General features: G+C 71.0%; 28 protein-coding genes. 10 read left to right on the forward strand and 18 right to left on the reverse strand.

Annotated features, from left to right (window positions below; translation table 11 throughout):
* Positions 1–26: 26 nt before the first annotated feature.
* From IE242_RS15285 to IE242_RS15295, 3 genes are all read left to right on the forward strand, one after another.
* Positions 27–752, forward strand: coding sequence for a TetR family transcriptional regulator (locus IE242_RS15285; RefSeq protein WP_189859415.1), 726 nt, complete (start codon positions 27–29; stop codon positions 750–752).
* Positions 753–876: 124 nt separating this feature from the next.
* Positions 877–1815, forward strand: coding sequence for a TIGR01777 family oxidoreductase (locus IE242_RS15290; protein ID WP_189859417.1), 939 nt, complete (start codon positions 877–879; stop codon positions 1813–1815).
* 130 nt (positions 1816–1945) lie between these two features.
* Positions 1946–3319, forward strand: coding sequence for an NAD(P)/FAD-dependent oxidoreductase (locus IE242_RS15295; RefSeq protein ID WP_229858954.1), 1374 nt, complete (start codon positions 1946–1948; stop codon positions 3317–3319).
* A 70-nt stretch (positions 3320–3389) separates the two neighbouring features.
* Here the strand turns inward: IE242_RS15295 and IE242_RS15300 are convergent, their stop codons facing one another.
* A complete protein-coding gene (locus IE242_RS15300) occupies positions 3390–4868 on the reverse strand; it encodes an NsdA family TPR-like regulatory protein (protein WP_189859421.1) in 1479 nt (492 codons plus the stop codon).
* 320 nt (positions 4869–5188) lie between these two features.
* Between IE242_RS15300 and lipB the strand changes: the two genes are divergently transcribed.
* The 4 genes from lipB to IE242_RS15320 all read left to right on the forward strand — a co-directional run bounded on the left by lipB (position 5189) and on the right by IE242_RS15320 (position 8442).
* Entirely contained in the window at positions 5189–5986 is a 798-nt protein-coding gene (lipB, locus tag IE242_RS15305) for a lipoyl(octanoyl) transferase LipB (protein ID WP_189859423.1), read from the forward strand.
* Between the two features lie 156 nt (positions 5987–6142).
* Entirely contained in the window at positions 6143–7108 is a 966-nt protein-coding gene (gene lipA / locus IE242_RS15310) for a lipoyl synthase (protein ID WP_189859425.1), read from the forward strand.
* A gap of 279 nt (positions 7109–7387) precedes the next feature.
* Positions 7388–7591 carry an SCO2195 family GlnR-regulated protein gene (locus IE242_RS15315; RefSeq protein ID WP_189859427.1) on the forward strand — a complete coding sequence of 68 codons (204 nt, stop codon included), beginning with the start codon at positions 7388–7390 and terminating at the stop codon, positions 7589–7591.
* Positions 7592–7740: 149 nt separating this feature from the next.
* Positions 7741–8442, forward strand: coding sequence for a DUF4191 domain-containing protein (locus IE242_RS15320; RefSeq protein WP_189859429.1), 702 nt, complete (start codon positions 7741–7743; stop codon positions 8440–8442).
* A gap of 179 nt (positions 8443–8621) precedes the next feature.
* Here IE242_RS15320 and IE242_RS15325 read toward each other — a convergent pair whose 3' ends face one another.
* Positions 8622–9089: an RDD family protein gene (locus IE242_RS15325; protein ID WP_189859431.1), complete on the reverse strand. Its 468-nt coding sequence runs from the start codon at positions 9087–9089 to the stop codon at positions 8622–8624.
* Positions 9090–9287: 198 nt separating this feature from the next.
* Here IE242_RS15325 and glnA point away from each other — a divergent pair, with 198 nt between their 5' ends.
* Positions 9288–10697, forward strand: coding sequence for a type I glutamate--ammonia ligase (gene glnA / locus IE242_RS15330; protein WP_189859433.1), 1410 nt, complete (start codon positions 9288–9290; stop codon positions 10695–10697).
* Between the two features lie 266 nt (positions 10698–10963).
* Here glnA and IE242_RS15335 read toward each other — a convergent pair whose 3' ends face one another.
* From IE242_RS15335 to IE242_RS15405, 15 genes are all read right to left on the reverse strand, one after another.
* Positions 10964–11155: a hypothetical protein gene (locus IE242_RS15335; RefSeq protein ID WP_189859435.1), complete on the reverse strand. Its 192-nt coding sequence runs from the start codon at positions 11153–11155 to the stop codon at positions 10964–10966.
* Positions 11156–11409: 254 nt separating this feature from the next.
* Entirely contained in the window at positions 11410–12684 is a 1275-nt protein-coding gene (locus IE242_RS15340; RefSeq protein ID WP_189859437.1) for a tyrosine-type recombinase/integrase, read from the reverse strand.
* Between the two features lie 80 nt (positions 12685–12764).
* Positions 12765–13004: a helix-turn-helix transcriptional regulator gene (locus tag IE242_RS15345; protein ID WP_189859438.1), complete on the reverse strand. Its 240-nt coding sequence runs from the start codon at positions 13002–13004 to the stop codon at positions 12765–12767.
* Between the two features lie 430 nt (positions 13005–13434).
* Positions 13435–14913, reverse strand: a complete 1479-nt coding sequence (locus IE242_RS15350) for an AICE element replication initiation protein (protein WP_189859440.1) — start codon at positions 14911–14913, stop codon at positions 13435–13437.
* Positions 14914–14915: 2 nt separating this feature from the next.
* Entirely contained in the window at positions 14916–15764 is an 849-nt protein-coding gene (locus tag IE242_RS15355; RefSeq protein ID WP_189859442.1) for a bifunctional DNA primase/polymerase, read from the reverse strand.
* An 87-nt stretch (positions 15765–15851) separates the two neighbouring features.
* Positions 15852–16340, reverse strand: a complete 489-nt coding sequence (locus IE242_RS15360) for a hypothetical protein (protein WP_189859444.1) — start codon at positions 16338–16340, stop codon at positions 15852–15854.
* A gap of 12 nt (positions 16341–16352) precedes the next feature.
* On the reverse strand, positions 16353–16541 hold the full coding sequence (locus tag IE242_RS15365) for a hypothetical protein (RefSeq protein ID WP_189859445.1): 189 nt from the start codon (positions 16539–16541) through the stop codon (positions 16353–16355).
* Positions 16532–16798 (reverse strand): hypothetical protein, encoded by a 267-nt coding sequence (locus tag IE242_RS15370; protein ID WP_189859447.1) that lies wholly within the window; start codon positions 16796–16798, stop codon positions 16532–16534. The genes IE242_RS15365 and IE242_RS15370 overlap by 10 nt, the downstream gene beginning before the upstream one ends.
* A 149-nt stretch (positions 16799–16947) precedes the next feature.
* On the reverse strand, positions 16948–19035 hold the full coding sequence (locus tag IE242_RS15375) for a cell division protein FtsK (protein ID WP_189859449.1): 2088 nt from the start codon (positions 19033–19035) through the stop codon (positions 16948–16950).
* A gap of 88 nt (positions 19036–19123) precedes the next feature.
* A complete protein-coding gene (locus IE242_RS15380) occupies positions 19124–19321 on the reverse strand; it encodes a DUF6257 family protein (protein WP_189859451.1) in 198 nt (65 codons plus the stop codon).
* Between the two features lie 79 nt (positions 19322–19400).
* Positions 19401–19778 carry a DUF6251 family protein gene (locus IE242_RS15385; protein ID WP_189859453.1) on the reverse strand — a complete coding sequence of 126 codons (378 nt, stop codon included), beginning with the start codon at positions 19776–19778 and terminating at the stop codon, positions 19401–19403.
* Entirely contained in the window at positions 19762–20109 is a 348-nt protein-coding gene (locus IE242_RS15390; protein WP_189859948.1) for an RRQRL motif-containing zinc-binding protein, read from the reverse strand. Before IE242_RS15390 ends, IE242_RS15385 begins: the two co-directional genes overlap by 17 nt.
* Positions 20109–20975, reverse strand: a complete 867-nt coding sequence (locus IE242_RS15395; RefSeq protein WP_506417245.1) for a protein spdB — start codon at positions 20973–20975, stop codon at positions 20109–20111. The genes IE242_RS15390 and IE242_RS15395 overlap by 1 nt, the downstream gene beginning before the upstream one ends.
* Positions 20972–21418 carry a Pycsar system effector family protein gene (locus tag IE242_RS15400; protein ID WP_189859455.1) on the reverse strand — a complete coding sequence of 149 codons (447 nt, stop codon included), beginning with the start codon at positions 21416–21418 and terminating at the stop codon, positions 20972–20974. Before IE242_RS15400 ends, IE242_RS15395 begins: the two co-directional genes overlap by 4 nt.
* Positions 21415–21684 (reverse strand): DUF6284 family protein, encoded by a 270-nt coding sequence (locus tag IE242_RS15405; RefSeq protein ID WP_189859457.1) that lies wholly within the window; start codon positions 21682–21684, stop codon positions 21415–21417. The genes IE242_RS15400 and IE242_RS15405 overlap by 4 nt, the downstream gene beginning before the upstream one ends.
* Positions 21685–22162: 478 nt before the next feature.
* On the opposite strand from IE242_RS15405, the gene IE242_RS15410 reads away from it, so the two are divergent.
* Both IE242_RS15410 and IE242_RS15415 read left to right on the forward strand, forming a co-directional pair.
* Positions 22163–22951 carry a GntR family transcriptional regulator gene (locus IE242_RS15410; RefSeq protein WP_189859459.1) on the forward strand — a complete coding sequence of 263 codons (789 nt, stop codon included), beginning with the start codon at positions 22163–22165 and terminating at the stop codon, positions 22949–22951.
* Between the two features lie 3 nt (positions 22952–22954).
* Positions 22955–23710: a glycosyltransferase family 2 protein gene (locus tag IE242_RS15415; RefSeq protein ID WP_189859461.1), complete on the forward strand. Its 756-nt coding sequence runs from the start codon at positions 22955–22957 to the stop codon at positions 23708–23710.
* Here the strand turns inward: IE242_RS15415 and IE242_RS15420 are convergent, their stop codons facing one another.
* Complete coding sequence (locus IE242_RS15420) at positions 23711–24271, reverse strand: hypothetical protein (RefSeq protein WP_189859463.1); 561 nt, start codon at positions 24269–24271, stop codon at positions 23711–23713.
* Positions 24272–24592: the final 321 nt, after the last annotated feature.

Raw genomic sequence — 24592 nt, forward strand, 5'->3', positions numbered from 1 at the left:
GTTCCGTCCCGTCGTACGCTGCTCCAGTGACCACCCAGCCCACTCCCGTACCGCCAGGTCCCGAGCCCACCACCGGCACCACGCCCACCACCGGCACCACCCCCTCTCTGACCGAGCGCCGCAAGGCCGCGACACAGCTCGAGATCGCGCGGGCGGCCGCGGCGCTGTTCCGGGAGCACGGGCCCGACGGCACGACGGCGGAGGACATCGCGCGCCGGGCCGGGGTCGCGCCCCGCACGTTCTACCGGTATTTCCGCAGCAAGCAGGACGCCGTGGCCCCGCTGCTCGCGGCGGGCGGGGACCGCTGGCGCGCCCTGCTCGCCGCGGCCCGGCCGGACGCGGCTCCGCTGCCGGAGACCCTGGAGCGGGCGGTCCGGGAGGCACTGTCCGTCCCGGAGGGCCACACCGGTGAGGGTTTCCACCAGACACGCGCGCTGCTGCGGGCGGCGGCCGGCGACCCGGCACTGCGCGCGGTCTGGTACCGCGTCAACCGGGAGTCCGAGGAGCGGCTGGTCCCGGTGGTGGCCCGGCTGCTCGGCGCCGGCGCGGACCCTCTGTACGTCCGCCTGACCGCCGCGGTCGCCACGGACGCGATCCGGGTCGCCCTGGAGAGCTGGGCGGCGACGGACGCGCCGCTGGAGGGCCCGGGCTCACCGGCCGAAGTGGCGGCGCGCTGTCTGCGCCACCTCCTCACCGGCAGGACCGCCGGAACGACGGCCGGAACGACCGAACCGCCGGCACAGCACCGATGACGGAGCCGGGCACAGAACCAGACACAGAACCGGACGCCGGACCTAGCACGGCAACCAGCACAGCATCCGGCGCCACCGCCGCCCGCCCGGTGCGCCCGGCGCCCCGGCCCGGCAGGATGGGTCCATGAAGGCTGAGGCTGAGGGCGGGACCGACGGACAGCTCCCTCCCGGTTCCCGTGTCGCCGTCGCCGGGGCGTCCGGGCTGATCGGTTCGGCGCTGGTCCGCTCGCTGCGGGCGGACGGGCACGAGGTGGTACGGCTCGTGCGGCGGGCCCCCCGCGCGCGGGACGAGGTCCGCTGGAACCCGGAGGAGCGGCGCGTGGACTCCGCGGGGCTCGCCGGATGCGCGGCGGTGGTGAACCTCGCCGGCGCCGGGGTGGCGTCACGCCGCTGGACGGACGCGTACAAGGCGACGATCCGCCGCAGCCGGGTCCTGGGTACGGCCGCGCTCGCCGAGGCCCTGGCCTCGCTCGACACACCGCCGCGCGTGTTCGTGAACGGCAGCGCCATCGGCTTCTACGGCGACACGGGCGACCGCGCGGTCGACGAGTCGGCGCCGCCCGGTGAGGGCTTCCTGCCCTCGGTGTGCGTGGAGTGGGAGGAGGCGACGGCTCCGGCGCGGGAGGCCGGGATCCGTACGGCGTTCGCCCGGACGGGGCTGGTGGTGGCCCGGGGCGGCGGGGCGTGGGGGCCGCTGTTCCCGCTGTTCAAGGCGGGGCTGGGCGGCCGGATGGGCAACGGCCGCCAGTACTGGAGCTTCATCTCGCTGCACGACGAGGTGGCGGCCCTGCGGCACATCGTCGACACCCCGGCACTGTCCGGGCCGGTGAACCTGACGGCTCCGGAGCCGGTGACCAACCGCGAGGTGACGGCGGCCATGAGCCGGGTGCTGCACCGTCCGGCCCTGTTCACGGTGCCGTCCCCCGCCCTGCGCCTGGTCCTCGGCGAGGTGGCGGGCGACGTCCTGGGCAGCACCCGCGCGGTCCCGGCCAGCCTTCTCGGATCGGGCTTCACGTTCGCGTTCCCGGGGGTGGAGGACGCGATCCGGGCGGCACTGCGCTGAGTCCCGTGGCCCGGCCGGCTCACGGTCCTGGCATATGACAAACCAGAGCCGAACTCAAGTATTCCGCACGCCTGTTGGGGGCATGACGTCTCCAGCACTCCAGCAGCCGCGCGACCCTCGGGAGGGGCACGTGCTTGAGTCGGTGCACCAGACGGAAGAGGCAGACGTCGTGGTCGTGGGAGCCGGAGTGGCCGGCCTCGCGGCCGCCCACCATCTGGCGAGAGCCGGGCTGGCCGTCGCGGTACTGGAGGCCGCTCCAGGGACCGGCGGCCGGATGAGCACGGAGAAGGTCGACGGCTTCCGGCTCGACCGTACGGCCCCGCTGCTCTTCACCTCGTACCCGGAACTGCGCCGCACCCCGGCGCTGGCCCCCCTGGCCCTGCGCTCCTTCTCGCCGGCCGTCCTGCTGCACGCGGACGGCCGGCTGCATGCCGGCCCCGCCGCCCCCGCCCACGCCCGGAGCGCGCGGGGCGCCCTCACCGCCGTACGCGCTCTCGCAAGCGTCCCGCGGCTGCCCCGTACGCAGGGCGCCGTCCGTGCGCCGCGCCCCGGTCCCCTCGGTTCGGCCGCGGACCAGTCACGGCTGGCCGTCGCCCTGGCCCGGCTGGCCGCCGCACCGCCCGAGCGCCTCCTCGCCCGTCCGGAGCTCCCCGCCGCGCAGGTCCTCGGGGCCCGCGGCTTCCCGGCGCGCTCCGTCGACGGGCTGCTGCGCCCCCTGCTCACCGCGCTGCTCGGCGACCCCGCGCTCCAGACCTCCAGCCGCCGCGCCGACCTGGCCCTGCGCGCCTTCGCGACCGGCCGTCCATGTCTGCCGGAGGGCGGCGCGGACACCGTCCCCGACCTCCTCGCCGCCGCGCTCCCGCCGGGCACGGTGCGGACCGGCGTACGCGTCCTGTCCCTCAGCACCACCTCGGTGACCACCGCGGAACACGGCACACTCGCCTGCCGCGCCGTGCTGCTGGCCACCGGCGCCCGCGCCGCCGCCGGACTCCTTCCCGGGCTGCGCGTGCCCGGCTTCCACCCGGTGACGGTCCTGCACCACACCACCGACGACCCGCCCCCGCTCACCGAGCCGGCGCTGGTCCTGGACGCCGACCGCAGCGGGCCGGTGTCGCACACGGCGGTCATCAGCCAGGTCGATCCCTCGCGCGCCCCCGCCGGCCGGGCGCTGATCTCGTCGACCGTGCTGGGCACGCCCCCGGCCGCGGCCCATCTGGACGCCACGGTCCGCGCCCAGCTGGCCCGGCTGTACGGCACGTCGACGGCCCGCTGGCAGCTCCTCGCCGTCCACCACGACGCCGAGGCGGTCCCCGCGATGCCCCCGCCGCACGACCCGCACCGCCCGGTACGGATCCTGGCGGGCCTCTACGTGTGCGGGGACCACCGTGACTCCGGCACCGTCCAGGGCGCCCTGCACTCGGCCCGGCGGGCCGCCCACGCCGTCCTCACGGACCTGGACGCCCGGCCGGCCGCGCTGGAGGAGTGCCTCGACGCGGCCGCGTGAGCGGACACGGAACGGGCGCCCGCGCGGCCTCTCGGCCACCCGGGCGCCCGCCCGCCGTACGACTGTCCCGCTACCCGAGCGCCGCGACCCGGTCCCGGTACGTGCGCACGGGCGCCGCGTCCCGGTACGGCTCGAGCCTGCGCTCGAAGTCGCGTACGTACTCGATCGCGCGCACCGACCTCATCTCCGTGGCCTGCGCCGCGGCCTCCGCGCCCAGCTGGCAGGCCTGGTCGAGCTCACCGAGCCCGAGCCGGGCCGAGGCGAGGACGACCCGGCAGAACAGGCGGCTGCGGGCATAGGCGGGCGCACGCAGCTGCAGCGAGCGCTCGGCGTGCTGGGCCGCGGCCCGGTACTGCTGGAGGTCGCGGTGGCAGTGCCCGAACTCGTCGGCGAGCTGTGCCTCGTCGAAGAACCGGGCCCAGTACGGCACGTCGTCCTCCGTCCGGGCCGCCTCCAGGGCCCGCTCGGCCCGGACGAGGGCGGCGGTGCAGGCGCGCACCTCGCCCAGTACGCCGTGCCCGCGGGCCTCGACGGCGTGCAGCAGGGCCTGCACGACGGACGGCGCAGAGGAGCCGACGCCCTGCTGGGCCACGCGCGCGAGCTGCACGGCCTCGCGTCCGTGCCCGAGGTAGACCGCCTGCCGGCTCATCGTGACGAGCACATAGCTGCCGTACATCCGGTCCCCGGCCGCCTGGGCGAGCCTGAGCGCCTGGACGAAGTACCGCTGGGCGAGCCCGTGGGCGGCGATGTCGTACGAGGTCCAGCCGGCCAGCCGGGTGAGGTCCGCGGCGGCGCCGAACAGCCGGCGGCCGGTCTGCTCGCCGTACACGCCGCGGAGCATCGGCTCGGCCTCGTGCTCCAGGTAGCGCACGAGGGCCTGGCGGGCGTGGCCGCCGCCGTAGGCGTGGTCGAGCGCGCGGAACAGTTCGCCCACGGACCGCAGGGCGGCGATGTCACCGGCGGTGACCCGCTGGCCGGGGCCGCGCTCGGTCTGGCTGCGCTGCCGGGGCAGGGGCACCGCCGGTCCGAGCGCGGCCGGGGACTTGGGAGCCGCGGGGCGGCCCTGGGCGGGGATGCGGGCGGGGCCGGGGTCGCCCCGGCCGACGCGGTCGTCGGCGCGGCCGATCAGCCAGTCCCGGCTGGGGACGACGAGTCCGGCCGGGGTGAACGCGATCTTGCGGAGCTCGGCGTGGCTGCCGGAGTCCTTGCGCCACAGCCCGCTGACGATGTCGACGGCCTCCTCGGGTCCTGCGGCGAACTCCAGGCCCGCGTACACGGGCGCGCAGGCGTCCAGTCCGAGGTCCTGTGCGGTGAGCCGGCGGCCGAGCCGTCGGGTGAACACCTCGGCGATGAGCGCGGGCGTCGTGCCCCGGGGCTGCTGGCCGCGGAGCCATCGGGTGACCGATGTCTTGTCGTATCTCAGATCGAGTCCGTGTTCGAGGCCGAGCTGGTCCACACGACGCGCTAGCCCCGCGTTGGAGAACCCCGCTTCTGCGATGAGAGCGGCGAGCTGACGGTTGGGAGTGCGCTGCGCGGGTCGTTCCGTCATCTGCGGTGCGGTCTCCTGCCTTCCTGTACTTCGGCGAGGTGTCTGGAGCGCATGTGAGCAGCCCTTTTTGCCCTCTGAACGGCGCGAATGTAGCGGAGCGTGAGCATCCGATCGCACATTCCGCCGTCCATTCATCCGATCGTGTGAGGATTGGCCACACGGCTGACGGGATTCGGCCGGGCGTACAGTGGCGTGGGCGCAGAACGCGCCTGACGCAGCAGTCGATCGCAGCGGATTGCAGTTGATCGCGGTTGATCGCACGGGGATCTCGACCGATCGCCCGCGATCGCGAGCAGTGCTTCCAGGGAGGCGCGTTTACGGTGAGTGAGCTCCGGTTCGTCCGCATGGGGTTCGGTGCCCAGGCCGTCGAGTACCAGGACGCGTGGGACGAGCAGCGCCGGGTGCACGCGGCGCGGTTCGCCGACGAGATCCCCGACACGGTGCTTCTGCTGGAGCACCCGCCGGTCTACACGGCGGGCCGGCGCACGGCCGACGAGGAACGCCCCCTGGACGGAACGCCGGTCATCGACGTGGACCGCGGCGGCAAGATCACCTGGCACGGCCCCGGCCAGCTCGTCGGCTACCCGATCCAGAAGCTGCCGCGCCCGGTGGACGTGGTGGCCCATGTGCGGCGGCTGGAGGAGGCCCTGATCCGCACCTGCGCGGAGTTCGGCCTGGAGACCACCCGGGTCGAGGGCCGCAGCGGGGTGTGGGTGCTCGGCGACCCGGTGGAGCGGCGCCCGTCGCTGGGCGGTCTCTCGCTGGACTTCGACCCGCGGCTGCAGGACGAGGAGTTCGACCCGCGCCTCAACGGGCCGGAGTACGCCCCGTCCAACGCCGGCCAGCGCCGCGAGGACCGGAAGATCGCCGCGATCGGCATCCGGGTCGCCAAGGGCGTCACGATGCACGGTTTCGCCCTGAACGTGAACCCGGACAACGCCTGGTTCGACCGGATCATCCCGTGCGGCATCCGCGACGCGGGCGTCACGTCCCTCGCCAACGAACTGGGCCGCGACGTCACCATCGAGGAGGTCCTGCCGGTCGCCGAGCGCCATCTGCGGGACGTCCTGGAGAACGCCGAGCTCAAGCCGCGCGAGATCGAGCGCGCCTCGGCCTGAGCCGGGCCGGGGGCATTCCCCGCGCCGCGGGGAATGCCCCTCACCCGCCCGAAGTTGCCTCAAGGGGCGCTGGCGGCCGGCACCCGGCCGCCCTGCCGCACAATCAACGGGCGTACGCTGAGGTACGCCCATGAATCGAAGCTACAGGGAGCCGATGTGTCCGCAGTCGCACCCGACGGACGCAAGATGCTGCGCCTGGAGGTCCGGAACGCCCAGACCCCCATCGAGCGCAAGCCCGAGTGGATCAAGACCCGGGCGAAAATGGGTCCCGAGTACACCAAGATGCAGAACCTCGTGAAGAGCGAGGGGCTGCACACGGTCTGCCAGGAAGCCGGCTGCCCCAACATCTACGAGTGCTGGGAGGACCGCGAGGCGACCTTCCTCATCGGCGGCGACCAGTGCACCCGGCGCTGCGACTTCTGCCAGATCGACACCGGCAAGCCCGAGGCGCTCGACCGTGACGAGCCGCGCCGCGTGGGCGAGTCCGTCGTCACGATGGACCTGAACTACGCCACGATCACCGGTGTCGCCCGCGACGACCTGCCCGACGGCGGCGCCTGGCTGTACGCCGAGACCGTGCGCCAGATCCACCAGCAGACCGCGGAGCGCGAGGGCGGCCGCACGAAGGTCGAGCTCCTCGCCCCGGACTTCAACGCCGTCCCGGAGCTGCTCCAGGAGGTCTTCGCCTCCCGCCCCGAGGTCTTCGCGCACAACGTCGAGACGGTTCCGCGGATCTTCAAGCGCATCCGCCCCGGCTTCCGCTACGAGCGCTCCCTGAAGGTGATCACCGAGGCCCGCGACTACGGCCTGGTCACCAAGTCGAACCTGATCCTCGGCATGGGCGAGACCCGCGAGGAGATCAGCGAGGCGCTGCGCCAGCTGCACGAGGCCGGCTGCGAGCTGATCACCATTACGCAGTACCTGCGCCCGAGCGTGCGCCACCACCCGGTGGAACGCTGGGTCAAGCCGCAGGAGTTCGTGGAGCTGAAGGAGGAGGCCGAGCAGATCGGCTTCTCCGGTGTCATGTCGGGCCCGCTGGTGCGCTCCTCGTACCGGGCCGGCCGGCTGTACCAGATGGCCGTGGAGAAGCGTGGCGCGTACGTCGCCTCGCAGGCCGTCTGAGCGGACGCGCGCGGCGGCCTGGATGGCATTGCGTGCCACTTCCCTTGTGTGAACCTGAGCACAGGGAACACCGGGCGGCAGTGGCCTGGAGGACGCGGTCCCGTCCGTCCCCGCAGTTGGGGGCGTCGTCGGGGCCGCGTCGGCGTTCGGGGACGCCGACGCAAACCTTCATTCGCGTTTGACCGGTCGGTCACGTCCTGGTAACACCAATCAGTGACCCTGGTTTCACAGCTTGTACAAACTTGGTCAGAGCTGCCATCCCGAGGGGGGACCTCCATCATGCAGGCCGCGCCTGTTCGCGCCACCGCCATTCCTTCGTTCACCGATGCACTGCGTGCCGTCGAGTCGCTGCTGATGAGCAGCGGCCAGCGCACCGCCCGCCGCAACGCCTGGACCTCCGTCATGGAGGACCGCCGCCGCGCCAAGGACCGGGTCGAGGCCCAGCGCGTCCTCGACGCCGCCGTGGCCTCGCGTCTGCCGTAACCCCCGTGGCACCGCACCGGCCGGGCTCCCCGTGCGGCCGTACGTGCCCGCCGTGATCACCATGATCACCGCCGCCGCGACCGCCACGGTCGCCGTCCCATCCGGCACCGCCTTCGTCCCCGCCTCCCGGGCCACGTAGACTTCGTGACATGGCGAGGAAGGACAACGCAGCGGACGCTGCGAACCCCGGGCGACTCAAGCAGATCGCCCTGACCTACAAGATGACCCGCAAGGCCGACAAGAAGATCGGTCTTGTACTCGCGGCTGTCGCAATCTGCATTTTCGGTGTCTTCCTCGCGATCGGTTTCCTGGTCGGTCACCCGGTCTACCTCGGGATCGCCGGCTTCCTGTTCGCCTTCCTCGGAACGGCGATCGTCTTCGGGCGCCGGGCCGAGCGGGCCGCCTTCGGGCAGATGGAAGGCCAGCCGGGTGCCGCGGCGGCGGTGCTCGACAACATCGGCCGCCAGTGGACGACCACGCCGGCCGTCGCGATCAACCGCAGCCAGGACGTGGTGCACCGCGCCGTGGGCCGGGCGGGCATCGTGCTGGTCGCCGAGGGCAACCCGAACCGGGTGAAGAGCCTGCTGGCCGCCGAGAAGAAGAAGATGGCCCGCATCGTGGCGGACGTGCCGGTGCACGACCTGGTCGTCGGCACCGGCGAGGGCCAGGTGCCGCTGAAGAAGCTGCGCACCACGATGCTCAAGCTGCCCCGCGTCCTGTCGGGCCCGCAGGTCACGGTCACCAACGACCGGCTGCGCGCGATGGGCGACCTGATGAGCAACATGCCGCTGCCGAAGGGTCCGATGCCCAAGGGCATGCGGATGCCGCGGGGTGGCCCGAAGACGCGCTGACACCACCGAGACCGTTCCTCGTACGGGGCGTCCGGGACCGTGAGGTTCCGGGCGCCCCGTCTGCATGTCCCGTTCCGTTCCGGGCGCCCCCTCGGCCTACGGCGTCGGTTCGGCCTACGGCGTCGGTGCGCGGGGACGCGTCCGCGTGCGAGGAAGGGGGGCCGGTCGCCGTACGGCGGTCAGATACGCACTTCCACCGTGCGCGCGAGGCGGTCGTGGAGGCCACGGCCGTCGCGGTCCCAGACGAGGGCCGGGATCGCCAGGCACAGCAGGACCGTGCGGATCAGGGCTCGCAGCGGGCTGACCGTGCCGGTGCCCTCGCTGACCACTCTGAGGCCGAAGAGGCGCTTGCCCGGGGTGAAGCCGATCGTGCCGACCGTGAGGACGTGGAGCACGAAGAAGATGAGCAGGGCCCAGTTGCCGGTCGCCTGGCCGTAGCCGTCCGTGATGAGACCGTATGCGATCAAGAGGCACAGGCCCCAGTCCACGGCCAGGGCACCGAGACGCCGGCCGGGGCGGGCGACGGAGCCGGGCCCGGACTCCGGCAGCCCCAGCTGCTCACCGCGGTAACCGAAGTCGACACCCGCTTGCTCCGCGGCCGCGCGCGGGCCGGACAGCCACGATCCGATTGCTTCCCTCTTGTCCACCCGTCCACGGTACTGCGCACGCACTCGTCGGCCCGCAGGCGGGTCGCCGGGGACGCGCTCCGGTTAACTTGGGCGAAACAAATGGGTCACGCCCGAGAAATCACCCGTACCTATGGTCGGGACCAGCGTGTGCCACCGCACTGGCCGCACGAACGAACTACCACCCCGGCACGGACGGCCGGGAGTAGGAGGAGCTGGATGTTCCAGAACGCCGACGAGGCCAAGAAGTTCATCGCGGACGAGGACGTCAAGTTCATCGACGTCCGGTTCTGCGACCTGCCGGGCGTGATGCAGCACTTCACGGTGCCGGCTGCGACCTTCGACCCGGCCGAGGAGCTGGCGTTCGACGGTTCCTCCATCCGCGGCTTCCAGGCCATCCACGAGTCCGACATGGCGCTCCGCGCCGACCTCTCCACCGCGCGCGTCGACCCGTTCCGCCGCGACAAGACGGTCAACATCAACTTCTTCATCCACGACCCGATCACGGGCGAGCAGTACTCCCGTGACCCGCGCAACGTGGCGAAGAAGGCCGAGGACTACCTCGCCTCCACCGGCATCGCCGACACCGCGTTCTTCGGCCCCGAGGCCGAGTTCTACGTCTTCGACAGCGTGCGCTTCAAGACCGCCGAGAACGAGTCGTACTACCACATCGACTCCGAGGCGGGCGCCTGGAACACCGGCGCGCTGGAGGACAACCGCGGCTACAAGGTCCGCTACAAGGGCGGTTACTTCCCGGCCCCGCCGGTCGACCACTTCGCCGACCTGCGCGCCGAGATGTCCCTGGAGCTGGAGCGGTCCGGTCTGCAGATCGAGCGCCAGCACCACGAGGTGGGCACCGCCGGCCAGGCCGAGATCAACTACAAGTTCAACACGCTGCTCGCCGCCGCCGACGACCTCCAGCTCTTCAAGTACATCGTGAAGAACGTCGCCTGGCGCAACGGCAAGACCGCGACCTTCATGCCGAAGCCGATCTTCGGCGACAACGGCTCGGGCATGCACGTCCACCAGTCCCTGTGGAGCAACGGCGACCCGCTGTTCTACGACGAGGCCGGTTACGCGGGCCTGTCGGACATGGCCCGCTACTACATCGGCGGCATCCTCAAGCACGCCCCGTCGCTGCTGGCCTTCACCAACCCGACGGTGAACTCCTACCACCGCCTGGTGCCCGGCTTCGAGGCCCCGGTGAACCTGGTGTACTCGCAGCGCAACCGCTCCGCGGCCATGCGCATCCCGATCACCGGTTCCAACCCGAAGGCCAAGCGCGTGGAGTTCCGCGCGCCCGACTCCTCCGGCAACCCGTACCTCGCCTTCTCGGCCCTCCTCCTCGCCGGCCTCGACGGCATCAAGAACAAGATCGAGCCGGCCGAGCCGATCGACAAGGACCTCTACGAGCTGGCTCCCGAGGAGCACGCGGGCGTCCCGCAGGTCCCGACCTCGCTCGGCGCCGTCCTGGACGCGCTCGAGGCCGACCACGAGTTCCTGCTCCAGGGCGACGTCTTCACGCCCGACCTGATCGAGACGTGGATCGACTACAAGCGCACCAACGAGATCGCCCCGCTCCAGCTGCGCCCGCACCCGCACGAGTTCGAGCTCTACTTCGACGTGTGATATCGCCCCAGGTCGGAGCGGGTAACCGCTCCCCTGGGCCGTCTGTGGGCCGTCGGCCGTATCTCCCCGCTGCGGGAGGCACGGCCGGCGGCCTTTCGCATACCCGTGTCACGGCCGCACGGCGAGCAGATGCGACGAGCACGGGCTGCCTGCCCCCAGGGACTGTCCGATGGGTCGCTCATCGCAGCGCGTCGGGCGCTCCCTTGTACCGACTTGCGATTCCTGCGACCCGCCGGACAGTGCCCGGGAGCCAGCACGCCGCGAGATCAGCCGTTGGCCTGTTCCGCAGCGGACTTAACCTGCTGGGTCTTGTCGACCATTTCCTTCGCGGTCAGCGCTTCTTGGTCTTTTTGACCTGCTTGGGCGTCCACGCGCCTCGGTGGAGTTGGCATCGGGAATAGCCGATCATCGCTGGCTTCTTGCACGGCTTGCCGGACTTGGTCTGCGTCGATCCGCACTTGACTTGCTTGCCCATTTGTCCTCCCGCCCCGTCGGTACGCTGGGTGCATTGTCAGGAGCATGTAGGGCAGTTGGCCGCTGTCTCATTCATTTCGGCAGAATCAGGACCTTACGCGGCCGAAAACCCGCGTTGTCGTCACCCAGCAGTCCGAGCTACGGCGATGTCGGCTTGGGCCCATCTAACGAACATGCCGTCGACCGTGCTGACCGCCTCTTCGGGAGGCACAGCCGCCGGCCGTTCGATCGGGCCCTCTCAGGCCGCTGCAGCTGGCGGGCTGTCGCTCCCACCCTTCCCGGCATCAGCGTCCACGCTGAAAACGGCGTCGATGGCCCTGCGCGCCCGGTCCTGGCTGTTCGGCATCAGGTGCGTGTACGTCCGTAGGGTGAAGCCCGGGTCCGAGTGCCCGAGGTATTCAGCGAGTGCTTTGATGTTCTCTCCTGCGTCCAGCAGCACCGAGGCGTAGTAGTGCCGCAGCGCGTGCATGCCATGCTCGCGCGACTGACTGAACCGCTCCCCCTGGCTCCGCTCCGGGATGACGCCGGCGGTGACCAGAGCCGGTTTCCAGAGGTACATGTTGAAGTAGTTGCGGTTCATCGCCTTGCGCTCCCGCGAGTAGAACAACAGCGGCGCCGTGACCGGAGGGCCGTCCGGCGTCTTCCACGGCAACGTGATCTCGGTGGGCGGTCGGCGAGTGATGTGCGCGGCGAGCGCATGCGACACCACGTCGGGCAGCGGTACATCGCGGAACTTGCCGCCCTTGGGCGGAGCGAACACCATGTTCGGGCCGATCAATTTGACCTGCCTGACGACGTGCACCACTCCCCCGACGAAGTCGACTTCGTCCACGGCAAGCCCGAAAATCTCGCCTTGCCGCAGGCCGCACCCGGCGCCGACGTCGACCATCGTCGCGTACTGCTCGGGGAGCCCGCTACGAACGGCGAACACCCGGTCACGGGTCCACGGCTTGACCTTCCGCGGATCCAGCTTGGGAGCCCTGACGGAACCCGCCCGGCAGGGATTCTTGGCGATGAGCCCGTCATCGACCGCCGCACCGAACACGGCTGAGACGTTCGCGAACACGGTCCGCTGGTATGACGCTGCCATTCCGGAGTCCTTTAGAGCCCGCGCCCAGGTACGGATATGGGTGGGCTGGAAGCCGTTCACGGGCCGGGTGCCGATGTACGGGAAGGCGTGCAGTCGGAACCGCAGCTCCATGTTCACGATGGTGGAAGGGTCCGTGGTCTGAGAGGCCAACCACTGAGTGGCGAACTCCTTGAACGTCACCTTGCCCGCTGACGGGTCCACGTACTGGCCACGCGTCATGTCAGCCGCGATCTGCGTCAGCCACGCCTCGGCGAGACGCTTCTGCTTGTCCGGGAAGGACTTGCTGCGCTCGGTCCCGTCCGGCGCTACGTAGCGGGCGCGGTACCGCATGCCCGTGCCGTAGCGGTCGGTCCGTACGCGTCGAGTCTTGCCGTCGGCACCGGCTTCCGTCTTGTACCAGCGGTCTTGGATGTGGCCTGCCACGTGGCGGCGGTCCTCTCTACAGCAAGCAGGAGGGGGAGCCGCTGTGTGCGGCTCTCCCTCCTGCTTGGGTGGTTGTTCGGTTAGGCGGCGTTTCGGCCGGCGGTCTTGCGTTGGGCTACGTAGGCGCGTACGTCGGCGGGGTCGTAGCGGAGGTGCTTGCCGACGCGGAAGCCGGGCGGGCCGGTGCGCTTCTTACGCCACTGGTAGACGGTCTCCTTGGGCACCTCGAACATGTCGGCGATGTCGTCGGGGGTGAGGTACCGATCGGGGAGACCGCCCCGAAGCATGGCGCGGGGGTCGGGGTCCTTCGGTTGTGCCATAGGAACTCCAGGCGAGAGGCATGGCCGCGTGTGTCCGAGGTGGGGATTTCTGCGTCACCGCGTCATCTGCGTCATTCGCACGTCTGACCTGCGGTGACGAGTGACGCAGAGATTCCGCGGGTGCGTCACCGGTGACGCAGGCTCTCGTCACCGGGTGACGCAGGTGACGCGAGGTGACGCAGCCACCGCCCCTCTGCGTCACCGCTCTTTCAGCAGGCCGCAGGCCGACTACCGGCCGTGGGTGACGCAGGTGACGCAGCGTCTCTTTCCTTCGGACAAAGGAGGGGGGTGTCTGTTGTGGTGCGCAGCTCAGAGCGTGAATGGGGAGCCGCTTCGCGGCGCGACCTCGCAGGGCGGCGCCGCCGCCGAACAGCAAGAAGAGCACGCCTGGCCGGGGTGCTCTTCTTGCTTGTACGGGCGGTGACGCCGGTCAGAACGCCGGTGCCTGCTCATGCGGGGGCGCCGGGACCGGGGGCCGGACCATTTCGATGTACCGGGCGGTCTTGGTGCGGCCCCAGTCGATGAGGACGCCCCGAGCGGCGAGGGTGGGCTGAAGGCGCTTGAGGCGGTCGGAGAGCACCTTGCCGGTGGTCGGCCAGCCTTTGGGTAGGGGGCGGCAGTCCTCGCCGCTGTAGAGGCCGGTGAGGTGGTGCAGCCACTCGGCGGACGTCATCCTCTGCTCGGTGCCCGGGTCGATGCCGGCGGCGTGCTTGAGTACGGTCTGCGCCAACAGGTCGCCCTCAATGACGTCGTCGTTGAGGTCGTCCAGGCTGGCCCGGTAGGCGGCCAGCGCTCCGAGGCCGGTGGCCGCGTCGAGCTGGGCGCACAGGTGGGCGAAGTCGGCCATGCGCAGGTCGGTGGGGATGTCCGCCTCCGCGGCCCGCACCTGGACGGTGAGGTCCAGGAGGGAGCCGAGGATGACGGGCAGGGCTTCCGCGTACTCCGCCCACAGTTCCGCCTCAGTGCGCCGGGTGCGGGGGCGTTCCAGGCGCAGCGGGAGCAGGCGTTCGGCGAGGTCGGGACGGATGACGCCGACGTCGATGCCGGTGAGCAGCAGCGGGCGGCGGTAGCGGGCGCGGACCACGTCGCCGTCGGTGTACAGGGCGCGCTTGACGGTTTCGGCGCCGGTGACGATGCAGCACATCGCGTCGGAGAGGTCCGGGCCGAGGTGGGAGAGGTTGTCCAGGGCGGTGACCCATCCGGCGGCCACGGCCGCGATCAGGTTTTCCTCGTCCTTCGGGGCCCGGCGCAGGTCGCCGCTCATGCCCTCGATGATCCGCACGAGCATCCGCCCGCCGGTGGACTTGCCCGCGCCCTGCGGGCCGGTGAGGAAGGGGGCGGGGACGGGCACGGACGGCCCCAGGCAGCCGATGAGCCAGGCGATGGCCAGGCACTCGGTCTCGGCGTTGGCGAAGTTGCACAGTCTCATCAGCAGGTCGATGCCCTTGCCGTCGGTGTCCTTGGCCGGCAGGGGGAGTTCCCCGGTGAGCTGGGTGCGGCGCCAGCACACCTCGCGCGGGTCGGGGATGGCGATGTCCCAGCCGGTGGGGTGGATGCGGACGGAGCGGCCGTCGTCGCGGCCCAGGTCCAGCCAGGTTGCGCCGTCGAATCCGGGGGCGACGCGGATGTGCACGGGCTGCACGTCCTGGCTCATCGCGAGTGCCTCGATCAAGTCGAGCGCCTCCTTCAGGGCAGTGCCGTTGAACACGCCCAGTCCGTCGTTGAACAGGCCGACCATGAGTTCCTGCCGATGGCTTCCCGAGGTGCCCTGAGAGCGGATCGGACGGGCCACGGGGTGGCCGTTCCTCTGCGCGAACACGGTCCCGTCGGCGGTCCGGAAGTAGCGGAAGTGCGCTTGCGCGTAGTCGGCGATGACGTCGCGGGCGGGGGTCTTGTCGTCGTCGGACACGGTCACAGTCCCAGCGCGGTACGGGCGTTGGTCCACGCGTCGGTGCAGTGCCGGACGGTCTCGCCCTTGGCCTGCGCGGCGGTGAACAGTCGCGTCACGTGGGCGTCGGTGAGGCAGCCGCACCGGCCGTGTGTGGACAGCACCGCGAGGAACGTCCGGTACACGGTGGCGTGGACCGTGCTGCGGGCCTCGGTGATGCGCTGTTCGGCCATGGCGATGCCCCGGGCGAGGTAGGCGGGCGTGCGGTGCGGGCACTCCCCGGTGCTGCCCCGGGCGGGCACGGCGATGGCCTGCGGCACCGGCCGGGCCGTGGCGGGGTCTTTCACGGCCAGCGCAAGCACGGTGTCGGGCAAGGCGGTCGTGGTGCCGGTGCCGAAACCGAGCCACCGGACGTAGGACATGGACGACTTGATGTCCACGCCGGGTCGAACCGCGTTGCGCGAGGTCATGGCGCCCCGGTAGATCCAGTGCTCACCGCGCGTCGTCGGCACGATGCGCGTAGCGGGCAGGTGTTCGCGGGCCCAGGCGATGGCGGCAGCGTTGTCGAAGTCGACCACGGTGAGCCCGGCGCCGCCGGGGTGATAGGCAACGGACACGGCTTCACGCCACGCGGGCGCCCATGCGGCGGAGGCGATGACTACCGGGTCGGTGGTGGCGGCGGCCCAACCGTGGCAGACGCCGGGGCACCGGCACGGCCCGGCGGTCTTCATGGTCGGCCGACCACCGCAGGCGTTGTCCGCGCAGGCGGGGCAGTTCCCGAACGGCAGCTTGCCTCGCCGCAGGGGCAGGACTGGCAGTCCGGCGGCGGCGAGTTGCAGCGCCACTCGCTGGATGCGGGTGGGTTGGGTCATGCTGAAGGTCTCCAGTTCCTCGTAGGGGTGCTGGCGAGCAAGGGCGGCCCCGGGTCTTTGGCGAGATGGGGGCCGCCCTTGGCCTTGCTACTGGTTCTTGGCCCAGTGGGCGTACTGCTGGCGGACGTAGCCGCGGGCGTATCCGGCGGCACTGCCGGACACGGGGTTGCCGGTCTGCGCCTGGTCCCGGTCGAGCAGATACAGCGCCGCCGCTACGGCGGCCTCGGTGGCGTCGCCGTGGTGGTCGCCAGGTTCGTCCAGCAGCGCGATGCGGTCGAGCACCGCGGCCTTGCGCAGGTAGAAGTCCCGGTCCAACTCGGTGAAGCATCCGGCGGCGGCGAGTGTGCGGGCGGTCCAGCCGATCTCACTCACGATGCTCGGGGCGAGCGCGTATGCCTCGTCTGGGGTGGGCCACGGTGCCGGTGCGGGGCGGTGGTCAGCGGAGACGTAGAGCCGGTGCCGGTCGGCGTCCCGGGTGGGGTACTGGCGCACGGTGCCGGTGGCGAACGCGGTGCCGAGTGCGGTGGTGATGCGGTCGGCGTCGGCGGGGTCGCAGATGACTCGGATCTCGAACACGCTGCTCCTTGTTCAGGGGGTGGGAATGGCGTGGACGACGGCGGTGGTCAGTTCGTTGATGGGCTCGGAGGCGCCGGTGGAGGCGAGGAAGAAGCCGAACATCACGGCGGTGAACGCCGCGCCGGCGCTGAGGCTGTGGTTGCGCAGCAGGAAGAACAGGACGAGTCCGAAGAGGAAGACGAGCGAGACGGTCACGGCCATGTGGGGAACTCCCGGTCGCGGTGGTGGGGGTGGGGTCGGGTGCCGGCGCGGTGGATGTCGCGGCCGGTGTTGAGCAGGCGGCGGCCGGTGCGCAGCCGGTAGCGGTGTCCGTGGCAGCGGCGGCACAGCTTGACCGTGCGGCGGGCGGGCCGGACACCGGTGCCGGAGCACTTGCGGCACCGGGCGAACGGCTGCACGGCACACAACACTGCGTAACCAGCGGAGATCAGGAAGATGGCGAGGCTAGCGAGAGCCACCAGGGCTCACATCCCTTCGCAGGGCGGTTTCAGGGTGTTTCCGCAGGCAGGCCGCTAGACGCTAGTTGCCTGATCAACGGCCATGCGGGGCGCTAGTGGAGGTGCTAGACCTAGCGGTGGCGGCTGCTAGGTCTAGCAGTGCTGCTGGGCTAGGCGGCGGCCCGATCGGCGTTACGCCGGGTGATGGCGGCGGTAAGGTCGGCGCGCTTGATGCCGCGCCGGTTGGCGCCCTCGCCGTCGTCGGTGGTGCCCCACACCTGGCCCGGCTTGATGCCCCAGGGCTTGAGCGCGGCGGTGACGTTCTCGCCCGCCCATCCGGCGTAGGTGTCGGGGTGGGCGGCACTGAGGCGGGCGGCGATCCGCTCGCACCACACCGCCTTCTCGTCGTCGGCGATGACGTCCAGGACGTCGGCGAGGATGTCCGAGCCGGTGCCGGACTTCTCCGGGCCCTTGCCAACGGCGTGCCCGGTGACGTTGCCGTACTCCTCGCGGGCCTGGCGGGCGCGGGCGACGATGCGTTCGGCGGCGACCGCGTCGACGAACGCGGAGGCCACGATGCGGGGGTCGTCGCCCTCGCCGGCCATCCAGCAGATCCCGCGGTCGGAGCGGGAGAACATGGTGGCCCGGTACCCGGACTTGTACATCGACGTGCCCAGCACCATGTCGTTGGCGGGCTGCCCCATCACCTTCAGGCAAAACCGCAGCACGGCATTGGCGCTGATGCCGGTGGGCAGCGACTTGGCGTCGGGGCGCTGGGTGCCGAACATGGCCACGATGCCCAGGGCCGGACCGCGCTTGGTCAGGTCGGTGCAGATGGCCTCGATCTCCTTGCCGTACTCCTCGTGCTCGAAGGGCACCTGGCACTCGTCGAACCCGGCCACGATCGGATGCAGCCCCAGGCTCTTGTCGCTGGCCAGTTCCGGGGTGACCTTGGATTCCGGGCAGCGGGAGCGGGGCAGCGACTTGATGACCTTGGCCCGGCGGCGCAGTTCCTCCTTCAGCTCCCGCAGCGACTGGACGACGTATTCGATGTCGTCGTCCTCCTCGCCGGCGCGGTAGCGGTGGCAGACCGGCTCCAGGGCGCCGAAGTCGCCGGTGCCCTTGAAGTCGAACGCGTAGAGCTCCGCGCGTGGGTCGAGGGCGGCGATGAGCAGCAGCAGCCGCATGAGGAAGGTCTTGCCCATGCGGGGGATGGAGCCGACGACGACGGAGGCGAACATGAGGGTGACGGCGACGTCGCGCATGCGCTGGTCGTTGCCGAACACCACCGGCTTGAACAGGTCCACCGTCCCGGTCTTGGCGAGTGGCCAGGCGGGCTTGGTGGTCTCGTTCATCGGCTTGTCGCCCACCCACAGCACCAGGCGTCCTTCGTGCTGTTCGGGGTCGGGGGCGGGCCACACGCAGCCGGTCTTGCGGCGCAGCCCGGAGGCGAGCGGCTTGCGGGCCTCCATGATGTCCTCGGGTGTCACGCCGTAGGGGAGATCGAGGTCGGCGCGGTAGCCGGGCCCGTCGCGCACGATCTCGGAGACGAACCGCAGGCCGTTCATGTCCCCGCCCTTTTTGATCGCGGCTGTGATCTTGGCGTTGCCGATCGAGTCCAGCCCGCGCAGCACGATCGAGCCGGTGAGCTTCTGCACCTCGGTCTTCAGCACCGCCGGACCGACCACCGGGGCGTCCGGCTGCTGCCCGCCCAGCCCCAGCAGCAGCACCCCGCCGGCGGCGAACGCGTACAGATAGGCAGGGGCGAGGACATAGAGGTAGAGGGCGAAGCCGACGCCGAAGACGGCCGCGACCAGGGCGACCAGGCCGCGCAGCCGGATGCGTCCGGCACGGAGGCGGGCCAGGCGCATGTACTCCTCGACGTCCTCGGTGCGCACCGCGAACGCCCGCAGGGGGGCGGCCTCGCGGTCCCACACCCACCGGTTCGTCGCGGCCACGAACCGGCACGCGCCCCGCGGCGCCATCAGGGCGAGGCGGCCGGCGTACACGGGGATGCGCACCCCGTGGTAGAGGGCGGCGTAGCCGACGTGGGCGCCGGTGTGACGGGCGGTGGCGGCGAAGTCGCGCCGGTTGGTGAGCCATCCGGCGAGGACCGGCTTGCGCTTCTCGATGCGCACCTTCGGCTCCGGCAGCGCCGGATTGTCGACCGCGACCGGCGCGGCCGGGGCGTCGTCATCGGAGGTGGGGGCGGGGGTGGGCACGGGGCGCAGGTGCGGGCCCGTCGTGCTGTCCGTCATGCTGGGTACTCCCTGCTACTCAGATGGGTGGTGAAGGGCCCGGGGGCGGCCTGTTTCCTTGGCCGGGACGACCGCCCCCGGGGCGTTGCTACTTGCTCTTGCTGGCGCGTTCGGCGCGCTTGCGGGCCTGCTCCTCGATCCGTTCGACCTTGCGCTGAAGGTCGCTCTGGTCGACTCGGCCGCCGTTCTGGCGGTCGTCGGCGAGGCCGCGCTTGGCCATCCGGGCGACGTACCAGGCGACCTTGGTCTTCTCGCCGGCGGTCAAGCGGAGTCGTTCGCTGCTCACGGTGGTCTCCCGTTCCGGGCCGGGCTGTCCGGCTCCCGACGGCCCCGGACCGCACCGGGTCCGAAACCGCGGGGAACCGTCAGCGTCGGCGGCGGGCGCGGCGGACGGTGTCGGCGGCGCGCTTGCCGTCCTTGCCACCGACCGAGCGGACGACGGTCACGACACCCCAGGCGCATACGGCCGCGAGGAACGCGAGCAGGGCGAGGTTGGCGGCCATCGCGGTGAGCGCGCCGACCAGCAGCGGGCCGAAGTAGACCCCGGCCGCCACCGCCCCGGCGCCGACGCCGGAGCCGAGCGCGATGCGCTGCACCGTGCGGTCCGGCGGCGCCTGGTGCACGTGCTGGTGGATGATCTGCGGCCCGCCGTACTGCTGCGGCGGGGCCGGACGGTGGTCGGTGTAGGTGTAGGTGCCGTCCGGGAGCTGGACGACCCGGGGCACCTCAGGCAGCGACTCCATCGCAGGTCCCTTCTGGATAGGCGCACGGCACGCACGTGCCGAGCGCGGCGGGGATGACGTAGCCCGCATCGCGATGGCAGGCGGGGCAGGTACGGCGGGCAGCGTTCGCCTTGGCCAGGGCCGCCCGCCGGGCGGGGGTCATGGGCCGGACCGGCTTGGCCAGGTCGACCCGGTACAGGTAGGCGACCAGCGGCCCCCGCTGGCGGCGGGGACGCTGCAGCTCGGCGGCCACGGGCTGACCGCCGGGCCGCAGTCCGCGGGCGCGGAGTTGGCGGCGGGTGGCGTAGCCGTCCGGGGCGAGGCGCCACCGGTATACCGGCAGCGCGCCCATCAGGCCACGCGCTTCCACGCGGCCCGCAGGCGGACTTCAGAGGCGGAGTGGCCGGCCGCCCGGAAGCGGGCGGCCATCTCCCGGTAGGACAGGGCCGGGGTCTGGCTGTGGCGGATTCTGTCGACCAGCGCGTCCAGCTCCGCATCGGTGAGCGCGGGCGCCGCCTCCAGCGCGGGCACCGGCTCGGCGGGGCCCCACACGGGGAGTTCCCAGCGGGGTGTGACGCCGGGTGTGACGGGGGTCGTCACGCTGGTCAGCGCCCTGCCGGTGTCCTCGCCGTCCCGGGCCGTCGCCAGGGTCGACCAGGCCCGGGAGAGGGTTTGTGCGGTCTTGGCCTGGACGCGTGCGACGCGCGCCCCAGCGGCCGTCACGGCCGTCAAGCGGGTCTCCTCGGTGGCTGCTTCGGCGCGGAGCCGGGCGCGGGCCACGGCCGCCTCGTCCCGGGCCTCCTGCTGGATGCCGCGGATCGAGTCGAGCGCGGACGGGGTAAGCGCGGTGCGCTCCCACAGCCCGTGCACCAGCCACAGCGCCTTGGCCGCCAGCGGCAACCAGGCGACGGCCAGCCATGCCCCGGCGGAGCCCTCGGCGGTCAGCGCGTGCGCGACCAGAACCCCGGTCGCGATGAGGCCGAAGGACCAGCCGACGGCGGTCACGGCGTTGCTGTGGTCGCCCTGCGCCGCCAGGCGGCGTTCGTAGGCGAGAGTAGCCAGCCAACCGCCGTCGATACCGAGCCCGACGACCACGGCGACCGGCCACGGCACCGCCGTGCCCAGCCACATGACGACCACGGCCAGGGTGAGGACCATGGACACGGCCGTCATGGCGACGGCGGGCAGCACGGTCTTGGCGCTTGTCTGGGCGGTCACAGCGCACCCCCTGCGGTGAGCAGGGCGGCGAGGATGAGCAGCGCGCCCCCGGCGCATGTGAGGTCGACCGCGCGGCGCAGGCCGGTGAACTTGGCGACCGCGAGCCGGGACAGACCCGCGATGTCGGCCGCCAGGTCCCCGGCAACCGCCTCGTGGATCTCCTCGGCGGTGAGGGTGGCCCACAGCGGGAAGCCGTGCTGACCGCGCAGGTTCGGCCGGGTCGAGCGCAGCAGCATGCCGGCCGCACCGACCAGCAGCGCCATCCCGAGCCCGCCCACCACCATGGCGGGCAGGTTCAGGGGCGCGTCCTTGGCGACGGTCCAGGCGCCCGCCAGAACCGCGCCGACGAACGCCAGCAGCAGCCCGGTCTTGGTGTCGGTCCGCGCGATCTCCGCCTTCACCTCGGCGTGCGCGGTCATCAGGTTCCGGTCGGCGGCGCTCATGCAGCACCCCCGGGCAGGCTCGCGGCGGCGGTGCGGTTGATCAGCGCAACCCGCGCGGCCAGCGCCCGCCGACGGGCGCGGCGGATGCGCCGCTCGTCCAGCTCGGTCGGGATGCGGTCCAGCGTGGCGATCTGCGCGTCCAGCAGGTCGACGTCCGCGAGGACGACGGGCATCTCCCGCTCGATCGCGTCCAGCTCCGCGGCCGTCGGCTCCATGAAGTCGGCGAACGCGGTAACAACGTCCTGAACAGTGACGATGTGTTCCATTGGGTCGTGTTCCTCTCCAAGGGTGAACGGCCCGAACAGCGCCCCCGGTGTTCCAGCACCGGGGGCGCGCGCCATTGAAGTCGGAAGGTCCGGCTCCCCTCAGCGCTGCTCGTGCGAGACGAGCAGCGGAGGCAGCCGGCCGCCGTTGTCGAAGCACGGCGGCGAGGCGTGGTGATGTGCTGTCTCCTTCGGGAACACGGGCTCCCGTTTCAGGCGTATGGAGACGTGACCTCTCGGTCTAAGCCCTCCGGGAGTGCAAAGGGCCCCGGGTCCCTCGCCCCCGCGTACGCGGGGCCTCATGACCCCCGAAGGGGCCCTTTAAGTGCAGGCAAAACAGGGCAGGAAGCCCTACAAGACTTCCTGTCCTCAGCTCCTCTTTAGGAGTTGCCACGACTATGACGTACCGGCATTGAGTCGTCAACTCCTCTTGAGGACTTATCCTGTACAGGCACCCCAACCGAGGGACGGTGGAGACCGAATGGCCAAGGCGTATGAGCGCATCGCTGACGACCTCAGGCAGCGCATCCGCGCAGGTGAGTGGGGTCCGGGCGAGCGTCTGCCGGCCGAGACCAAGCTTGCGGAGGACTTCCGCAAGAGCCTGCCCACCCTGCGCCAGGCGCTCGGCGTTTTGCAGGCGGAAGGGCTGATCGAAAAGCAGCACGGCCGCGGCAACGTGGTCCGTAAGGCTCGCCGTCCGGTGACGCGGACCAACGAGCGTCACCAGTGGGAAAAGGACCGGGCCCGGCAAACGCTCGAAGAGCGGCAGCAGACCGGGGCCACCGAGCGAGACACGGGTCTGACCATCTCTGACCTGGTCTTCAGCGCTGAGTTCAAAGAGATCGAAGCAGATGAGGATCTGGCCGAAGCCTTCGGCGTGCCGGTCGGCACGCGTCTACTCGAACGCGTCTATCGCACTCGGTACCGCGAGGAGGACTCGCCGTTCAACGTCAGCCGGTCCCGGCTGCTCTACGAGACGGCGGCCGCCAACCCAGACCTACTCGACCCGGACAACGAGCCGTGGCCCGGGGGTACTCAGAATCAGCTCCATACCGTGGGCATTGAGGTGGACCGCGTCGTCGAGCGCGTGACGGCCCGCCCCCCGACGTTTGAGGAGACCGAAGAGCTGGAACTGACCGCGGGTGTCGCCGTCATGGTTTTGCGGAAGACGAGTATCGACACGGACGGCCGTGTCGTGGAGGTGGCCGACGTGACGCTGCCAGGAGACCGAACCGTGCTGGAGTTCACCACGCCTTTGGTCAGGTGGTGACGCATGACCGAGACCATCACCGTCATCACGGCCGTGCACGCACCCGGAGCCGAGTATCTGCCGGACGCGTACAAGTCGCTCACCGAGCAGGAGATGCCGGCCGGTTGGGAGTGGCAGTGGGTCATCCAGGAAGACGGCGAGACGGATGCTGTCGCTCCCTTCGTGCCCGATGACGAGCGGGTGAGCTTCGGGCAGGGGCGAGCTGGCCGAGCGGCCATGGCGCGAACGGTGGGCCTTGCGCGTGCGCGCGGCCGGTACGTCAAGGTGCTCGATGCCGACGACATGCTGACGCCGGGCACCCTCGCGCGCGACATCGCCGCCCTCTCGGGCGCCAGCATCGGGTGGACCACGTCCCGTGTCCTCGACCTCTTGCCGGACGGTTCGACGGTGGGCTTCGACCAGGACCCACCGGCCGGCCCCATCGAGCGTGGAACCGTCCTCGAACACTGGAGGGCTCACGACTACCGCGCCCAGGTCCATCCCGCCACGTTGTGCGTGCGGAGGGATCTCCTCATGGCCCTCGGCGGATGGATGGCGCTTCCGGCGTCGGAGGACACGGGGCTCCTGCTCGCGCTCAATGCCGTCTCCCGCGGGTGGTTCAACGCGGAAACGGGGCTCCTCTACAGGAAATGGCCGGGACAGGTGACCAGCCAGGCAGCACACGTGCACGAGGGTGAGCGGTCCGCCCGCATGGCAGTCATCGGTGCGCGAGCGGAGATCCTGGCGGAATGCACGGGATGGCGCTTCGAGGGCGAGTGATCAGTCGTCCGACTGCCGACGGGTGGGCGGGAGCACGAGGCCTCGCGCACTGTGCTCCTCTGCCTGGAAGGCGCCTCTGACTCCGAGGTCGTTCCTCGCAGCCTCATGGAACTTGTTGATCGCTTGGAACACGGTCTCATGCAGCGCGCGCCACTCATCCAGCGTGCCATCTGTCACGCCCCGCGCTCGCCAATCGATCGCATGAACCGCGTCACCGAGGTCGTGCGCAGCTTCAACGACACCGTCCTCAGCAAGCAGCATCACCCGCTCAAACGCACGGCCGCGGTGGATCACCGTATCCGCTAGTGCAAGCGCCAGTTCCTGCTCGGTCTTTTCCATGACCCGCATCCCGTGGCGCTCCTCGTAAAGCGCTACGGACGCGTATATGGAGGTCCGGACGCGGTCAACGTACTCGGCGTACGCGTCGAGCTTCCGCTCGTCCCACCGTGTCAGCATCGTGTACTGCGTCCGCTGACGCTCCATCCGGTGATTGGTGAAGTGCGTCGTTAGCCCGCCCAGCAACACAGCAGCGATCGTGACGAGCTGCCCCAACAGATCCACGGGCCCCACCCCCTGCCTCAGACCCAGCGAGGATCATAGGGGCTCGTGTGCGCTGTGGGCCATGCGTCGTCGATGAGCACCCTGGGACCACAAAACAGTGTGCCGGTGCGGTACAACTTCCCCTACGTTCATCAAGGCTTGCTTCGCTCGCGGTCGGCCGTCCTCAGCTGCGAGCGCCGACCGCCCTCTACCTGGGACTCTTGGCCCGGTGACGCAGGGAACGCCCGTGGGGAACCGTCGCCGCGATCCGGCCTTGAAGGGGAAAACGCTTCAGCCACCGTAGGACCGTAAAGCGCACGAGCATGAAACACCCCATCAAAA

Source organism: Streptomyces poonensis, assembly GCF_014650915.1.
Taxonomy (GTDB): Bacteria; Actinomycetota; Actinomycetes; order Streptomycetales; family Streptomycetaceae; genus Streptomyces; species Streptomyces poonensis.

What these genes read in the sequence shown, in the direction of transcription:
- IE242_RS15290 (WP_189859417.1), top strand. Translation starts at nt 877, where the DNA reads ATGAAGGCTGAGGCTGAGGGCGGGACCGACGGACAGCTCCCTCCCGGT.
- IE242_RS15300 (WP_189859421.1), bottom strand. Translation starts at nt 4,868, where the DNA reads ATGACGGAACGACCCGCGCAGCGCACTCCCAACCGTCAGCTCGCCGCT.
- IE242_RS15315 (WP_189859427.1), top strand. Translation starts at nt 7,388, where the DNA reads ATGCAGGCCGCGCCTGTTCGCGCCACCGCCATTCCTTCGTTCACCGAT.
- IE242_RS15320 (WP_189859429.1), top strand. Translation starts at nt 7,741, where the DNA reads ATGGCGAGGAAGGACAACGCAGCGGACGCTGCGAACCCCGGGCGACTC.
- glnA (WP_189859433.1), top strand. Translation starts at nt 9,288, where the DNA reads ATGTTCCAGAACGCCGACGAGGCCAAGAAGTTCATCGCGGACGAGGAC.
- IE242_RS15345 (WP_189859438.1), bottom strand. Translation starts at nt 13,004, where the DNA reads ATGGCACAACCGAAGGACCCCGACCCCCGCGCCATGCTTCGGGGCGGT.
- IE242_RS15355 (WP_189859442.1), bottom strand. Translation starts at nt 15,764, where the DNA reads ATGACCCAACCCACCCGCATCCAGCGAGTGGCGCTGCAACTCGCCGCC.
- IE242_RS15365 (WP_189859445.1), bottom strand. Translation starts at nt 16,541, where the DNA reads ATGGCCGTGACCGTCTCGCTCGTCTTCCTCTTCGGACTCGTCCTGTTC.
- IE242_RS15375 (WP_189859449.1), bottom strand. Translation starts at nt 19,035, where the DNA reads ATGACGGACAGCACGACGGGCCCGCACCTGCGCCCCGTGCCCACCCCC.
- IE242_RS15385 (WP_189859453.1), bottom strand. Translation starts at nt 19,778, where the DNA reads ATGGAGTCGCTGCCTGAGGTGCCCCGGGTCGTCCAGCTCCCGGACGGC.
- IE242_RS15390 (WP_189859948.1), bottom strand. Translation starts at nt 20,109, where the DNA reads ATGGGCGCGCTGCCGGTATACCGGTGGCGCCTCGCCCCGGACGGCTAC.
- IE242_RS15400 (WP_189859455.1), bottom strand. Translation starts at nt 21,418, where the DNA reads ATGAGCGCCGCCGACCGGAACCTGATGACCGCGCACGCCGAGGTGAAG.
- IE242_RS15405 (WP_189859457.1), bottom strand. Translation starts at nt 21,684, where the DNA reads ATGGAACACATCGTCACTGTTCAGGACGTTGTTACCGCGTTCGCCGAC.
- IE242_RS15410 (WP_189859459.1), top strand. Translation starts at nt 22,163, where the DNA reads ATGGCCAAGGCGTATGAGCGCATCGCTGACGACCTCAGGCAGCGCATC.
- IE242_RS15415 (WP_189859461.1), top strand. Translation starts at nt 22,955, where the DNA reads ATGACCGAGACCATCACCGTCATCACGGCCGTGCACGCACCCGGAGCC.